At 71.5% G+C, this 14381-nt stretch carries 12 protein-coding genes; 3 read left to right on the forward strand and 9 right to left on the reverse strand.

The annotated features are described in order from the left end of the window. Positions 1–157: 157 nt before the first annotated feature. Positions 158–751 (reverse strand): ABATE domain-containing protein, encoded by a 594-nt coding sequence (locus M8C13_RS37645; RefSeq protein ID WP_252485580.1) that lies wholly within the window; start codon positions 749–751, stop codon positions 158–160. 114 nt (positions 752–865) lie between these two features. Between M8C13_RS37645 and M8C13_RS37650 the strand changes: the two genes are divergently transcribed. After that, positions 866–1648 carry an MBL fold metallo-hydrolase gene (locus M8C13_RS37650; protein ID WP_252485581.1) on the forward strand — a complete coding sequence of 261 codons (783 nt, stop codon included), beginning with the start codon at positions 866–868 and terminating at the stop codon, positions 1646–1648. Positions 1649–1654: 6 nt separating this feature from the next. Here the strand turns inward: M8C13_RS37650 and M8C13_RS37655 are convergent, their stop codons facing one another. The 6 genes from M8C13_RS37655 to M8C13_RS37680 all read right to left on the reverse strand — a co-directional run bounded on the left by M8C13_RS37655 (position 1655) and on the right by M8C13_RS37680 (position 9611). Continuing rightward, positions 1655–2299 (reverse strand): formylglycine-generating enzyme family protein, encoded by a 645-nt coding sequence (locus tag M8C13_RS37655; protein ID WP_252485582.1) that lies wholly within the window; start codon positions 2297–2299, stop codon positions 1655–1657. Between the two features lie 36 nt (positions 2300–2335). Continuing rightward, positions 2336–4045: a malto-oligosyltrehalose trehalohydrolase gene (gene treZ, locus M8C13_RS37660; RefSeq protein ID WP_252485583.1), complete on the reverse strand. Its 1710-nt coding sequence runs from the start codon at positions 4043–4045 to the stop codon at positions 2336–2338. Further along, positions 4042–6333 carry a malto-oligosyltrehalose synthase gene (gene treY / locus M8C13_RS37665; RefSeq protein ID WP_252485584.1) on the reverse strand — a complete coding sequence of 764 codons (2292 nt, stop codon included), beginning with the start codon at positions 6331–6333 and terminating at the stop codon, positions 4042–4044. The genes treZ and treY overlap by 4 nt, the downstream gene beginning before the upstream one ends. 32 nt (positions 6334–6365) lie before the next feature. Then, complete coding sequence (gene glgX / locus M8C13_RS37670; protein WP_252485585.1) at positions 6366–8528, reverse strand: glycogen debranching protein GlgX; 2163 nt, start codon at positions 8526–8528, stop codon at positions 6366–6368. A gap of 115 nt (positions 8529–8643) precedes the next feature. Further along, positions 8644–9345 carry a bifunctional 2-polyprenyl-6-hydroxyphenol methylase/3-demethylubiquinol 3-O-methyltransferase UbiG gene (locus tag M8C13_RS37675; RefSeq protein ID WP_252485586.1) on the reverse strand — a complete coding sequence of 234 codons (702 nt, stop codon included), beginning with the start codon at positions 9343–9345 and terminating at the stop codon, positions 8644–8646. Further along, on the reverse strand, positions 9342–9611 hold the full coding sequence (locus M8C13_RS37680; RefSeq protein WP_252485587.1) for a glutaredoxin domain-containing protein: 270 nt from the start codon (positions 9609–9611) through the stop codon (positions 9342–9344). The genes M8C13_RS37675 and M8C13_RS37680 overlap by 4 nt, the downstream gene beginning before the upstream one ends. A 162-nt stretch (positions 9612–9773) precedes the next feature. On the opposite strand from M8C13_RS37680, the gene M8C13_RS37685 reads away from it, so the two are divergent. Together M8C13_RS37685 and M8C13_RS37690 are read left to right on the forward strand one after the other, a co-directional pair. After that, positions 9774–10997, forward strand: coding sequence for an MFS transporter (locus M8C13_RS37685; protein ID WP_252485588.1), 1224 nt, complete (start codon positions 9774–9776; stop codon positions 10995–10997). 622 nt (positions 10998–11619) lie between these two features. Next, entirely contained in the window at positions 11620–12600 is a 981-nt protein-coding gene (locus M8C13_RS37690; RefSeq protein WP_252485589.1) for a GGDEF domain-containing protein, read from the forward strand. A 4-nt stretch (positions 12601–12604) separates the two neighbouring features. On the opposite strand, the gene M8C13_RS37695 is transcribed toward M8C13_RS37690, so the two are convergent. Continuing rightward, positions 12605–14017, reverse strand: coding sequence for a caspase domain-containing protein (locus tag M8C13_RS37695; RefSeq protein WP_252485590.1), 1413 nt, complete (start codon positions 14015–14017; stop codon positions 12605–12607). Next, positions 14018–14371 carry a hypothetical protein gene (locus M8C13_RS37700; protein ID WP_252485591.1) on the reverse strand — a complete coding sequence of 118 codons (354 nt, stop codon included), beginning with the start codon at positions 14369–14371 and terminating at the stop codon, positions 14018–14020. Positions 14372–14381: the final 10 nt, after the last annotated feature.

The raw sequence follows: 14381 nt of genomic DNA on the forward strand, positions 1-14381 counted from the left end.
CACTTCTCGGGGGGCGCTCCAAACTTCGGGGCTGTGTCTTGAGTAACAGGGAGTGGTGTAACGCTTTGCGGCGTTTCTCTTGTTCGGTGGATTTTGTGAATTGGTTCGGTCCTAATGGCGGTCCGTGGATCTGTTCCTTTCCGGGATGTGGTTCGCGTCAGGTGCGTCCGGTGCGGCGGGCGTAGGCGCGGGCGGCGCGGGCGCGGTCGCCGCACCGGGTGGAGCACCAGTGGCGGCGGCCGTGGCGGAGCAGGTAGCGGTTGCAGGGGGTGGAGGCGCAGGCGGTGAGGCGCTCGGCTTCGGGGCCGGTGAGGAGATCGGCGGCGTCGGCGGCGAGGGCCGCCAACGCGTGGTCGACGAGCTCCGAGGTGGGGTGGGGCATGGCGCGGTAGGGGCCGCTCTTGTCGTCCCAGGCCAGCAGCGGGGCGGTGGGAACGCGGGTCAGGGCGTCGTTGATCGCGGTGACGGCGGCCGGCAGGGCGGGCAGCCCCGCGACCCGGGAGGCGAAAAGTGCCCGGACCTGCTCGCGGAGGGAGCGCAGCTGCGCGGCGCACATGTCGAGCATGCCCGCGTCAACCGGGGTGAGGCCCTGCTGGGTCAGCCACTGGTCGGCCCCGGCGGGCGTGCCGAGCTGGTCGACGTAGTGTCCGCCCGGTAGCGCGATGACGCTGTTGACCAGGGCGAGCGAGGGATGCTGCTCGGCCCCCGGTGCCGGTGGCAGCCCGGACTCGGTGGTGGCGCTCTCTTCCATGCCTGTCATGGTACGACCTGCTCCCAAACGTGACTCACGGTTGAGCTTGCCCTCATCCGTGATGCCTGTTTATAGTCGAGTCACGGTTCAAGCAAATCTATCCGTGAGGTTTTGGTGTCTGCTTCTCCTGCGACCACGCAGTTCCCCGTCCGCGTCTTCGGTGGCCCCACGGCCCTGTTCGAGTACGGTGGCCTGCGCTTTCTGACCGACCCGACCTTCGACGCTCCCCGCTCCTACCCGGCACCCCCCGGCGTCCCGGTCCTGACCAAGACCGCCCCCGCCACCGGCACCCCGGCCGAGCTCGGTCCCGTCGACGTCGTCCTGCTCTCCCACGACGAACACGAGGACAACCTCGACCACGCCGGCCGCGCGCTGCTCGCCGACATCCCGCTCACCCTCACCACCACCGGCGGCGGCGAACGCCTCGGCCGGCGGGCCAAGGGGCTGGCCGACTGGGAGTCCATCGAGCTGGACCGCCCCGGCGGCGGCACGCTCACCGTGACCGCCGTTCCCGCCGTCCACGGGCCCGGCGCCCGCGACGAAGTCGAACCGATCACCGGACAGGTCATCGGGTTCGTCCTGACCGGCGAGGACCTGCCCACCGTCTACGTCAGCGGCGACAACGCCTCCCTCGACGCCGTCAGGGAGATCGCCGAACGCTTCGCCCCCATCGACACCGCGATCCTCTTCGCCGGCGCGCCCCGCTTCGCCGGGATCTTCGACGGCGGAGTGCTCGTCCTGGACAGCGCCCAGGCCGCCGAGGCCGCCCAGATCCTCGGCGCCCGCCGCGTGGTGCCCGTCCACTTCGACAGCTGGGCCCACTTCACCGAGGGCCGCGAGGAACTGGAGGCCGCCTTCACCGCCGCCGGTCTGGCCGACCGCGTGCAGCTGAGCTGAGGCGCGTCAGCCGAGGTTTCGCGCCAGTCTGAATCCGACGTCGTCGATGGCGTAGGTGGGGTGGCTTTTCCTTCTCACTCCGGCCCGGACGCTCCAGCGCTCGTCCAGCCAGCCGCCGCCCTTCAGCACCCGGTAGGTGCCGTAGGCCTCCGGGTCGTACAGGTCCCAGCACCACTCCCAGACATTGCCGAGCATGTCGTGCAGGCCCCAGGCATTGGGTTCTTTTTCGCCCACGTTGTGGATTTGTTCTCCGGAGTTTTCGCGGTACCAGGCGATGTCGTCCAGGTCGCCATAGCGGGGAGTTGTGGTGCCTGCTCGGCAGGCGTGTTCCCATTCGGCTTCGGTGGGGAGGCGATAGCCGTCGGCGGTCCGGTCCCACTGGGTGGTTTCGCCGGTGGGGTGGTAGGCCGGGGTCAGGTTCTCCTGGCGGGACAGGGTGTTGCAGAAGGTGATCGCGTCGTGCCAGGACACGGATTCCACCGGGTGGTCGCCTTGGCCGGCGCCGGAGCGCCGGCCGATGGTGGCCGCGTACTGGGCCTGGGTGACCGGGAACGCGGCGAGCCGGTAGGGGAGCAGGCCCACCGGCCGGCTGCGCTGGGTTCGCCGGTCGGTCAGGACCACCCGGCCCGGGGGAACGGCGATCATCCTCATGATCGGCAGGTTAGCCGCGCTGAGCGCGAGGTGAGGTCAGCGGAACACGGCGAAGGACTCCGGCGGGAGGGTGAGGGATTCGGCGGGGCGGACCGGGGCGGAGGAGAGCAGGACGGTGCTGGCCGGGTAGGGGAGCTGGGCTTCGGTGGCGGCCAGGTTCACCGCCACGCGGAGCTCGCCCCGGTGCATGACCAGCCAGCGGGCCTGTTCGTCGTAGTCGACCCGCAGGCGGTCCAGGCGCGGGTCGGACAGCTCGGGCTGCTCGCGACGCAGGCGGATCAGGTCGCGGTACAGGGTGAGCAGCTGTGCGTGTGCCGGGCGGGCCGGCTCCGACCAGTCCACTGTGGACTGTTCCAGGGTTTCTGGGGCCATGGGGTCCGGGACGTCCTCGGCGGACCAGCCGTGGTCGGCGAACTCGCGGCGGCGGCCGGTGCGGACCGCTTCGGCCAGGGCTGGGTCGGGGAAGGTGGCGAAGAACTGCCAGGGGGTGCGGGCGCCCCATTCCTCACCCATGAACAGCATGGGGGTGTACGGGCCGCAGAGGACCAGGGCCGCGCCGCAGGCCAGCAGGCCGGGGGACAGGGTCGCCGAGAGGCGGTCGCCGGTGGCTCGGTTGCCGATCTGGTCGTGGTTTTGCAGGTAGGCCAGGAAGCGGTGGCCGGACTGGCGGTGCGGGTCGATCGGGCGGCCGTGGGTGCGGCCGCGGAAGGAGGACCAGGTGCCGTTGTGGAAGAAGGCTTCGCGCAGGGTGCGGGCCAGGGACTCCAGGGAACCGAAGTCGGCGTAGTAGCCCTGGCGTTCGCCGGTGAGGGTGGTGTGCAGGCAGTGGTGGATGTCGTCGGCCCACTGCGCGTGCAGGCCAAGGCCGCCTGCCTCGCGTGGGGTGACCAGGCGGGCGTCGTTGAGGTCGGACTCGGCGATCAGGGTCAGCGGGCGGCGCAGGTGCGCGGACAGCGACTCCACCTCGACCGCGAGCTCCTCCAGCAGGTGGGTGGCGCGGCGGTCGGACAGGGCGTGCACCGCGTCCAGGCGCAGGCCGTCCACGTGGAAGTCGCGCAGCCAGGACACCGCGTTGTCGATGACGTAGCGGCGGACCTCGCCGGAGTCCGGGCCGTCCAGGTTGAGCGTCGGACCCCAGATCGTCTCGCCGGCGAAGTACGGGCCGAACCGGTCCAGGTAGGCCCCGGACGGGCCCAGGTGGTTGTAGACCACGTCCAGGATGACGCCAAGGCCCTTGCCGTGGCAGGCGTCCACGAACCGCTTGAAACCGTCCGGGCCGCCGTAGGACTCCTGCGCGGCGTACCAGAGCACCCCGTCGTAGCCCCAGCCGTGCGGGCCGTCGAAGGAGTTGACCGGCATCACCTCCACGAAGTCCACGCCCAGCTCCACCAGGTGGTCCAGGCGCTCGATCGCGGCGTCGAAGGTGCGGCCGGGGGTGAAGGTGCCGATGTGCAGCTCGTAGATCACCGAACCCGGCAGCGCCCGGCCGGTCCAGCTCTGGTCGGTCCAGGCGAAGTCGTGCCGGTAGACCCTGGACAGCCCGTGCACGCCATCCGGCTGGCGCAGTGAGCGCGGATCGGGCAGCACGGCCGGGTCGTCGTCGAGCAGGAAGCCGTAGTCGTTGCCGGACAACGGTTCCGCCGGTCGCCACCAGCCGTCCTGGTGGCGGCGCAGGTCGTGCTCGGCGCCGTCGAGGCGCAGGCGGACCCGCTCGGACTTCGGCGCCCAGACGCTGAACCCGCTCATGACCGCACCAGCAGCGCCACCGGGTACGGGGACAGCAGCTCGGCCAGCCGGGGGCAGCCGGAGACCTCGCGGCCGGTCAGCGCGTCCGTCCACGAGCCCTCGCCGATCGGCAGTGGTAGCACCGTGGACCGCCAGCCGCCTGCCGCGCCCAGCCCCACCGGCAACCGGGTCGCCACCGCCACCAGGTTCAGCTGCGCCCCGCGCGCGAACACCAGCGCGTGCTCAGCCGACGGGCCTTCGGCATCCAGCGGGCGGTAGCCGGTGAACAGCTCCGGCCGGTCCCGCCGCAGCCGCAGCACCCGCGAGGTCAGCAGCAGCTTGGCCGCGCCCAGCTCGTCCACCTCCGGCAGCCAGCCGGAGTCGATGCGCGCCAACAGGTTCCGCCGCGCGGCGAAGTCCACCGGCCGCCGGTTGTCCGGGTCCACCAGGGAGAAGTCCCACAGCTCGGTGCCCTGGTACACATCCGGCACGCCCGGCCCGGCCAGCTGGACCAGCTTCTGCCCCAACGAGTTCGACCAGCCGTGCGCCCGGATCGCCTGGGCGAAGGCGGCCACGTCCGCGGCCAGCTCGGTGTCGGCCAGCACCCGCTCCGGCCAGGCCGCCACCACCGCGTCGAACTCGGCGTCCGGGTCGGTCCAGGAGGTGGCGACCTTGGCTTCCTTGGCCGCCTTCGCCAGGTACTCGCGCATCCGCTCCGGGCTGATCGGCCAGGCCCCCACCAGGGTCTGCCAGGCCAGTAGGTTCAGTGAGGGCTCGGGCAGCCCGGCCCGGTCGGTCCACCGGCGCACCGCACCGGCGAACTCGTCCCGCACCTCGGCCAGCACCGCCAGCCGGGCCCGCACGTCCTCCGAACGCTTGGTGTCGTGGGTGGACAGCGTGGTCATGGTGGCAGGCCAGCCCGCCTCGCGCGCGGCGTTGCGGAAGTGCAGCTCGGCCACGGACACCCCGAACCGGTCCAGCGCCCCGCCCACCTCGTTCAGCGCGGCGAACCGGGTGCACCGGTAGAACGCGGTGTCCTCAACGCCCTTGGCCATCACCATGCCCGAGGTCTGCTGCACCCGCTGGGTCAGCTCGCACTCCGGATCGGTGAGCATCCGCTGACCCACCAGGCTGATCACGTCGGAGAGGTCCGGCCGGGCCATGCTCGCCGCGGCCAGCGCCGCGCACAGCGGCCCGCGCCCCTCCGGCAGATAGCTGCGGTACACCCGGAACGAGGACAGCAGCTCGGCGATCCCGGCCTCCGCGCGGGCGGCCTCGAACTCCGGCAGCAGCCGGGCGATCCGCCGCACCTCCGCGGCCAGGATGGTGCCCGCGGCCCGGCGACGGCAGCCGCGCTCCACCTCGTGCACCTGCACCGGCACACCCAGCTCCGCCGCCAGCCTGGTGAACACCGGCTCGCCCTTGGGATCCACGAACACCCCGCAGATCTCCCGCAGCGCGTCATAGCCCGTCGTGCCCGCCACCGGCCAGGAGGTCGGCAGCGCCTCGTCCACGCCGAGGATCTTCTCCACCACCAGCCACACCTCCGGCGCGGCCGCGCGCAGCCGCCGCAGGTAGCGGCCGGGATCGGTGAGACCGTCCGGGTGGTCGATCCGCAACCCGGTCACCTGCCCCGCGGACACCCAGCGCAGCAGCTCGCCGTGGGTGGCCTGGAAGACCTCCTCGTCCTCCACCCGCACCGCGGCCAGCTCGTTGATGTCGAAGAACCGCCGGTAGTTCAGCTCAGTGGAGGCCCGCCGCCAGTCCACCAGCCGGTAGTGCTGCCGCTCGTGCACCACCCGCGGCGAGCCCTCCTCGGTGCCCGGCGCCAGCGGGAACCGCAGGTCGCCGTAGACCAGGCAGTCCTCCTTGATCTGCAGCTCGTCCAGCGCCGCCTCGTCATCGGCCAGCACCGGGATCAACAGCGGCCCGTGCGACCACTCCACGTCGAAGTAGTGCGCGCACGGCGAGGACTGCCCAAGCTTGAGCACGTCCCACCACCACGGGTTGGCCGCGGCGTCGGCCACCCCCATGTGGTTGGGCACGATGTCGAGCACCAGCCCCAGCCCGCGCTGGCCGAGCCTGGTGCTCAACGCGGCCCGCCCGTCCGGCCCGCCCAGCGCCGCCGAGGGCTGGGTCGGGTCGACCACGTCGTAGCCGTGCGTGGAACCGGGGGCGGCCTGCAGCACGGGGGAGGCGTACAGCGCCCCCGCGCCCAGCTCGGCCAGGTAGTCGGCCAGGTCGGCCGCCGCGGCGAAGGTGGTCTCCGCGTTGAGCTGCAACCGGTAGGTCGAGCTGGGCGTGGTCATCGGCAGTAGCCCCCGTGTGGTGTGTGAGCTGGTCAGTCGGTGCGCTGGAGGACGAGCAGCGACCGGTCGACGACCTTGATCGTCTCCCCGCCGCGGACCGTGCGGGCCTGGGTGGGTGTGACGCCTGCGATCACCCCGGTCACCACACCGCCGCCGGAGCCGGCCAGTGCCTCACCGGTGGCGGTGTCGAGCACGACCGCCCACTCCTGGCCGTAGTCCGAGTTGGGCACGGTCAGCTCCATCTCCCCGTCGTGGGCGTTGAAGCAGAGCAGGAACGAGTCGTCGGTGACCCGTTCGCCCCTGGCGTCCAGGTCGGTGATGCCGTCACCGTTGAGGAAGACCATGATGCAGCGCCCGAACCCGGATTCCCAGTCCTGTTCGGTCATCTCCTCACCGGCCGGGGTGAACCAGGCGATGTCGCGCAGCTCCTCGCCCTTGCGCACCGGCCTGCCGCGGAAGAACCGCCGCCGCCGGAACACCGGGTGCTCCCTGCGCAGCCGCGCGGTGGCCCTGGTGAAGTTCAGCAGGTCCACATTGGACTCCAGCAGCGACCAGTCCACCCAGGACAGCTCGTTGTCCTGGCAGTAGGCGTTGTTGTTGCCGTGCTGGGTGCGGCCCAGCTCGTCGCCGTGGGAGAGCATCGGCACGCCCTGGGCCAGGAACAGGGTGGCGATGAAGTTGCGCCGCTGCCGGGCCCGCAGCTCGTTGATCTCCGGGTTGTCGGTCGGCCCCTCGGCCCCGCAGTTCCAGGACCGGTTGTCGTCGTGCCCGTCCCGGCCGTCCTCGCCGTTGGCCTCGTTGTGCTTGTCGTTGTAGGAGACCAGGTCGTTGAGGGTGAACCCGTCGTGCGCGGTGACGAAGTTGATCGAGGCGTACGGGCGGCGGCCGTCGTCCTGGTACAGGTCGGAGGATCCGGTGATCCGCGAGGCGAACTCGCCGAGGGTGGCCGGTTCGCCGCGCCAGAAGTCGCGCACGGTGTCCCGGTACTTGCCGTTCCACTCCGTCCACAGTGGCGGGAAGTTGCCGACCTGGTAGCCGCCGGGCCCGACGTCCCACGGCTCGGCGATCAGCTTGACCTGGCTGATGATCGGGTCCTGCTGCACGATGTCGAAGAACGCGCTCAGCTTGTCCACGTCGTAGAACTCGCGGGCCAGCGTGGAGGCCAGGTCGAACCGGAAGCCGTCCACCCGCATCTCGGTCACCCAGTACCGCAGCGAGTCCATGATCAGCTGCAGGGTGTGCGGGTTGCGCGCGTTGAGCGAGTTCCCGGTGCCGGTGTAGTCCATGTAGTGCTGCGGCTCGTCCTCCACCAGCCGGTAGTAGGCGGCGTTGTCGATACCGCGCAGCGACAGCGTCGGCCCGAGGTGGTTGCCCTCGGCGGTGTGGTTGTAGACCACGTCCAGGATCACCTCGATCCCGGCCTCGTGCAGCGCCCGCACCATCGCCTTGAACTCCTGCACCTGGTTGCCCTGCGAGGTGATCGCGGCGTAGCCGTCGTGCGGGGCGAAGAAGGCGACGGTGTTGTAGCCCCAGTAGTTGCTCAGCCCGCGCTCGGCCAGGTGGTGGTCGGTGATGAACTGGTGCACCGGCATCAGCTCCACCGCGGTGACGCCCAGCTCCCGGAAGTACTCGATCATCACCGGGTGCGCCAGCCCCGCGTAGGTGCCGCGCAGCTCGTGCGGGACCTCCGGGTGCTGGATGGTCAGCCCGCGCACGTGCGCCTCGTAGATCACCGTCTGGCTGTACGGGGTGCGCGGCGGCCGGTCGCTGTTCCAGTCGAAGAACGGGTTGATCACCACCGACTTGGGCACGTGCGGCGCCGAGTCGAGGTCGTTGCGCTCCTCGTGGTCGTCGAAGCGGTACCCGAACAGGGACTCGTCCCAGTCGATCTGCCCGTCCACGGCCTTGGCGTAGGGGTCCAGCAACAGCTTGTTCGGGTTGCACCGCAGACCGTTCGCCGGATCGTGTGGTCCATGTACCCGATAGCCGTACCGCTGGCCGGGTCCGACGCCGGGCAGGTAGCCGTGCCAGACGAAGCCGTCGACCTCGGGCATGCGCACCCGGGTCTCCGTGCCGTCCTCGTCGAACAGGCAGAGCTCGACCCGCTCGGCGACCTCGGAGAAGAGGGTGAAGTTGGTCCCCGCGCCGTCATAGGACGCGCCGAGGGGATAGGCGTGGCCGGGCCACGGCCGCATGGCTGCTCCAGGGTGAGTTGTCGCGGGACGACGCTGTCCTGTGGGTTATGCCCATAATCTGGCGCGACAACGCTAGCGAAGCGAACGTTCACCATCGCGGCGGGTAGGTGAACAGCTACCTCGGGCGCTCGAACTCCGCGACCCAGCAGCTGCCCCGGCTCGGCCTGCCGGTGTCCTCGGCCCGCTCCACCCGGCGTTCCCGCAGGTCATCGGCGGTGAAGAGAGCCAGGTCGGCGCGCACCAGCGGCCACGGCGGCCCCTCGGCCTCGGCGGGCGGCCGCTCGGCGAACCGGGCGATCACCAGCAGCGTGCCGCCGGGGGCGACCAGCTCGCGCACCCCGGCCACCGCGCCCGCGCGCAGCTCACGGGGCAGGGCCTGCACGGTGAAGATCTCCACCACCAGGTCGAAGGCCCGGCGCCACTCCGGTGGCAGCGCGAACAGGTCCGCGGTGGTGTAGTGCACCGGCGAGTCCGGGCGGCGCTCCCGGTTGGTCCGGATCGCGGTCTCGGAGATGTCGAAGCCGGTGGTGGCGAAGCCCAGCCCGGCCAGGAACTCCGCGTCCGCGCCCAGCCCGCAGCCGACCACGACCGCCCGCTTCCCGGCCTCAGCCTGCCCGGCCTTCGGCGAGCCGGCCCCGGACAGCCCGTTCCCGGCGGCCCAGGCGGCCAGCAGCGGCTGCGGGGCCTGGCGGTCCCAGGGCATGTCCACCCCGCCGTCCGCGCCGGCCCGGTAGAGCCGGTCGAACCAGGCCGTCGGGGCGCCCTCGGCCAGCGCCTCGTGCGCGAGCCTGCCCGCCAGCGGCTCCCAGTCGGTCATGCCTGCGGCAGCAGCTCTGGCGCGTGCTCGCGGACCGCGGCGGTGACCTGGCCGATGCTCGGGTTGACCATCGCGGCCGGTCCGACGAACACCGTGGGCACCACCTCGTTGCCGTTGGCCACCGAGCGCACCCGCGCCGCCGCCTCCGGGTCCTCCCAGATGTTGACCTTGCGATACGGCAGCCCGGCCTGGTTCAGCGCCCGCTCCAGGCTCATGCAGAAGCCGCAGCCCGGCCGCCAGTAGAACTCCACCGCGTTCTCGCTCATACCTCACGTTTACCCGCAGCGACCGTGCCTAGCCAAATCCGACCGATGGGCCAGCGCACAGTGGCCGTTTCCCACACCCACCGTCACCGGCAAGCACCCTGTGTTGCTCTTTTCCGGTAGGACCTGCCTGGAGACAAGCGTGCGCTTTCGTGCGCTTCTAGGGTGTTCGATGTGTCGCGGCAGGGCGGGTTCATCGCGGCGTTCGGAATCGCCGAGTTCCGTGCGCTGTGGCTCGCGGAGCTCCAGTCGGTGGTGGGAGACCAGCTGGCCAAGGTCGCGCTCTCACTGCTGGTCTTCGAGCGCACCGGCTCGGCCCTGCTCACCGCGGGCGCCTACGCGCTGACCATGCTGCCCCAGCTGGTCGCCGGTCCACTGCTGTCCTGGCTGGCCGACCGCTACCCCCGGCGCCCGGTGATGGTGCACACCTCGCTAGCCCAAGCGCTGCTGGTCGGTCTGATGGCCGTGCCCGGCATGCCGCTGTGGCTGGTCGCCAGCCTGCTGGTGCTGGTCCAGCTCGCCCAGGCCCCGTTCGCCGCGGCCCAGGCGGCCACCGTGCCGGTGGTGCTCACCGGCGAGGTCTACCAGGCCGGACAGGCGCTGCGGCAGATCACCGCGAACGCGGCCATGCTGCTCGGCCTGGCCGGCGGCGGCCTCGCGGTCGGCCTGCTCGGACCACATCTCGCGCTGGCCATCGACGCGGTCACCTTCGCCATGGTCGCGCTGCTCGTCCAGCTCGGCGTCAAGCACCGGCCCGCGGCCCGCGAGACGGTCGCCGCCGAGGTCAAGAGCACCTCAGGGGTGCGGGTGGTGTGGCGGAGCAGGCGGCTGCGCGCGCTGCTCGGGCTGTCCTGGCTGGCCGGGATCGCGGTGGTGCCGGAGGGACTGGCCGCGCCACTGGCCCTGGAGTACGGCGCGGGACCGGCCGCGGTGGGCTGGCTGCTCGCGGTGGATCCGGCCGCGTACGCGCTGAGCACCTTCCTGCTCACCCGCTGGACCAGCACCGAGACCCGGCTCCGGCTGCTCGGGGTGTTCGCGGTCGGCTCGGTCGCGGCCCTGCTCGGCTTCGCCGGGGTGGGCCTGGCGGGCGCGCTCGTGCTGCTCGCGATCTCGGGCGCGCTGGCCGCGTACCAGGTCACGGCGGCGGCCGAGTTCATGGCCGCGGTGCCGGACGCGGACCGGGGCGCGGCCTATGGCGTGGCTCGCACCGGGCTCCGCGTGGTGCAGGGTCTGGGCGTGGTGGCGGGCGGTGTGACCACAGAGCTGGTCGGAAGCCCGAGCACGACGGTTACCCTGGCAGGGGCCGTTGGCCTGGTCCTGGCGGTTCCGGCCGCGTGGGCATGGCGACGGTCGCGTCAGGAGGGTCCGGTGAGTCCGTCATGGGTGTGAGACTCAGCGGATGCCGGTCACACGGAGTGCAAAACGGGGTACACCGGTGTAACGACGCCGGGCTGCGGCGCCGACAAACCAAGCGAGAGTCACCAGTCGCGGTCAGTCACGGGAATCACCTCCGGTCGGCTGCGGTGGGTGCGGGCGAAAGGGGACGGCCATGACCTTCACCAGTCGCGGTCGGACACGGAGACCACCTCCCCGGGAGGTCAGCGCCACGCTCAGGCCGCAGCTACACGACACCCGTGTGCCGGGCACACGGGATAGAGGTATGAACAGTGTGGGGGGTCAGTCGCACACCGGCCAAACGAAGAAGCGGGAATCGTTCGCACGAATTCGCCCGAGTAAATGGGCGCTGTGGTCGCTGCCTCGGCGAGTAATCGTTTATCTGCTGGTAGTCGAGGCGGTGCTGCTGACTGCTCTAGTCACATCCGCGCTGGCCATGGACGCGCCCGCGGGCCGGGAATGGCTGACTTGTCTAGTCCTCATCGCCTGTGGCGGAGCGCACGTGCACCTGTCCCGGCGCACCGAGGAACAACGCCGGGGCAGCACCCCAGGGCCACATATTGATCTTACGAGTATCTGGACGCTGCCCGCGGTTCTGCTGTTGCCGGTGCCGCTAATGGCATTGGTCGTCATCGCCATTCGCACGCAGCGTTACCTCATCGCGCGCCGCCCGCTGTTCCGGTTCGCCTTCAGCACCAGCAGCATCCTGCTCGCCGCGCTGTCCGCGCACGAGGTGCTCGACCTGCTCGGCACTCCCGCCTGGACCAGCGCCCACCCGCTGACCATGCTCGCCGAGGCCGGCACCACCGCGGCCGCCGGGTTCAGCTACGGCCTGACCCAGCTGCTCGTGGTCGCCGGCGTGATCGCGCTGAGCACCCCCAAGCCGGACCTGACCGAGCTGTTCGGCACCGCCCCGGACAACGCCCTGGAGGCCATGACCGTGGCCCTGGGCGCGGTCGCCGCCGTGGTGCTGATCCACAACCCGTTCCTGGCCTTCGCCCTGGTCCCGGTCGCCGCCGTGCTGAACCGGATCGCGCTGCTGCGCCAGTTGGAGCGGGACGCCTCCACCGACGCCCTCACCGGCCTGCTCAACCGCAGGGGCTGGCTGGACCGCGCCAACCGCACCCTGGTCCGCGCCGACCACCAGGCCGCGCTGCTCATGCTGGACCTGGACCACTTCAAGTCGATCAACGACACCTACGGCCACGTGGCAGGCGACGACGTGCTGCGCGCGGTGGCCGAGGTCCTGCGCGAGAGCACCCGCGCGGGCGACCTGGTCGGCCGATGGGGCGGCGAGGAGTTCATCGTGCTGCTGCCCGAGGTCAGCCGCCTGGAAGCGCACACCGTGGCCGAGCGCATCCGCGCCAGGGTCCGCGACATGCAGGTCCCCACCACGCACCGCCGAGGCGGCCACGTGGTCATCATCGACGACCGCACCACCTCCGTCGGCCTGGGCATCTCCCCGGATCACGGCCCGGACCTGGACAGCCTGGTCGCCGCCACCGACGCCGCGCTGTACCGGGCGAAGGAAAGCGGCCGCGACCGGGTGGAGGCCGCGGAGGCCGCCGTCCGCCTGCCGGAACAACGCGAGGCCTGACCCGTCACCAGCTGAGCTCGTTGAGCCTGCGCATCAGGTAGAGGTCGCCCACGATCGCCTCCACCGCCAGGAAGTGGAAGCCGTAGTTGATCACGCCGGTGTTCACCACGACGGCGTAGGCCGCCACCGCCAGCGCGGGCAACGCGGCCCAGACGAGCACGTTCGCCGCCCGGTAGAGCCCCAGCGCCAGCCGAGGCCGCACCTGGGTCAACCGGGGCCACCGCGGCCCGCGCAACAACCGCACCCGGTACCGGAACCGCAGCACCAGCCCGAACATCAACCCCACGAGCAGCATCGCCAGCCCGAGCGGTGAGAGCGACCCCGCCAGGCCCGCCTGCAACAGCACGCCGGCACCCTGGCCGCTCAGGTAGGCGAACAGCAGCCAGAGCAGGGCGGTGGTCAGCGCGGAGCCGAAGACGCGGAGGAAGTAGGAGGTGGGCATGGGGCGGCCACGCAGGTACTCGACGGAGGGCGGCCCCGGCGGCACGTACGGCACCGGCTGAACTGGCTGGACCGGCTTGGTCCCGGCCACCGGTTCCCGCTTCGCGGCCACCACCGCCAGCCCCGGCCAGGTCAGCTCCGGCGCGACCCGCCCCGAGGGCTCGGTCGCTTCCGCATCCGGCCGCACCGGCTCCGCCGCGACCCGCATCCCGGGCTCCACCACTTTCACGCCCGGCCCCCTGGATTCCCGCCGCAGCAACAGATCCCCGCTGGTGTCCCCCAAGCTCCCCTTCGGCCGCGGCAGCTCCCGCCGAGCCAGCGCCGCCGACACCGACCGGAACAACTGCTGCACCGTCAACGGCGCGTCCCGCAACGGCGACCCGTCCTGCAGCAGCCGGATCACCTCCCCGGTGAACGCGGTGTGCGCCTCACCCACCGGCGAGTGCGACCGCTCGTTGCGCGGCGAGGACGCGATCACCGCCGTCCCCCGCACGTCCACCTCCTGGATGTCCACCCCGGCCGTGGACATCGTGCTCACCGCGAGCCCCGAGTAACAGCAGTCCAGCAACAGCAACCGGGTCCGCGCCGGCGAGCCCTCGATGATCTCCCTGACCGAGTCGAACGGCACCCCGGTACCCCACAGGCTGCGCTGACTCGTCTGCCGCACCCCCAGGAACAACCGCTCCTTGACCGGATGCCGGATCCCGTGCCCCGCGTAGTAGACCAGCAACAGGTCCTCGGCCTGCCCCGCCACCGCGGCCAGCCGGTCCAGCAGACTGGCGGGGGAGTCCGGGGTGTCGATCACCGTGCACTGGCCGCGGTCCAGGATGCCGGTGTCCGGATCGGTCAGCGCCCGGCGCAGGTCGGCGAGGTTGTTGCCGACGGCGGGCAGCGGCGGCAGCTCCTCGGCGTGCAGGTAGTCGCTGGTGCCGATCAGCACCGCCCGGGACAACCGGCGCTCCGGCGGCCGGTGCACCTAGACCTCGCCGTCCAGCACCTTGCGCACCTCCGCCAGCACGGCCCGCGCCTCATCCGCCGACCCCGCCTGCAAGGTCACCTCACGCCCCTCGGCCCGCACCTTCAGCGTCACCCGCCGCGTCTCGGTCCGCCGACCCAGCCACCCGAACAACGACCGCACCAGCACCGTCGCCGTCCCACTGGTCACCAGCACCACCACGGCATCCAGCTCCGCGCCCAGCTCGCCGGGCCGCACCGGGGCGTCGAGCAGCTCGACCCGGCCGCGCAGCTCGTCCTCGCCGCGCAACCAGACGGCCAGGTCCCGCAACTGCTCGGCCCCGATGCCGCTGATCGCGATGCTCGCGCCGGTCATCACGCCCCCT

The organism is Crossiella sp. SN42 (assembly GCF_023897065.1).
Lineage (GTDB): Bacteria > Actinomycetota > Actinomycetes > Mycobacteriales > Pseudonocardiaceae > Crossiella.

What these genes read in the sequence shown, in the direction of transcription:
- M8C13_RS37645 (WP_252485580.1), bottom strand. Translation starts at nt 751, where the DNA reads ATGGAAGAGAGCGCCACCACCGAGTCCGGGCTGCCACCGGCACCGGGG.
- M8C13_RS37655 (WP_252485582.1), bottom strand. Translation starts at nt 2,299, where the DNA reads ATGAGGATGATCGCCGTTCCCCCGGGCCGGGTGGTCCTGACCGACCGG.
- treZ (WP_252485583.1), bottom strand. Translation starts at nt 4,045, where the DNA reads ATGAGCGGGTTCAGCGTCTGGGCGCCGAAGTCCGAGCGGGTCCGCCTG.
- treY (WP_252485584.1), bottom strand. Translation starts at nt 6,333, where the DNA reads ATGACCACGCCCAGCTCGACCTACCGGTTGCAGCTCAACGCGGAGACC.
- glgX (WP_252485585.1), bottom strand. Translation starts at nt 8,528, where the DNA reads ATGCGGCCGTGGCCCGGCCACGCCTATCCCCTCGGCGCGTCCTATGAC.
- M8C13_RS37675 (WP_252485586.1), bottom strand. Translation starts at nt 9,345, where the DNA reads ATGACCGACTGGGAGCCGCTGGCGGGCAGGCTCGCGCACGAGGCGCTG.
- M8C13_RS37680 (WP_252485587.1), bottom strand. Translation starts at nt 9,611, where the DNA reads ATGAGCGAGAACGCGGTGGAGTTCTACTGGCGGCCGGGCTGCGGCTTC.
- M8C13_RS37690 (WP_252485589.1), top strand. Translation starts at nt 11,620, where the DNA reads ATGGCATTGGTCGTCATCGCCATTCGCACGCAGCGTTACCTCATCGCG.
- M8C13_RS37700 (WP_252485591.1), bottom strand. Translation starts at nt 14,371, where the DNA reads ATGACCGGCGCGAGCATCGCGATCAGCGGCATCGGGGCCGAGCAGTTG.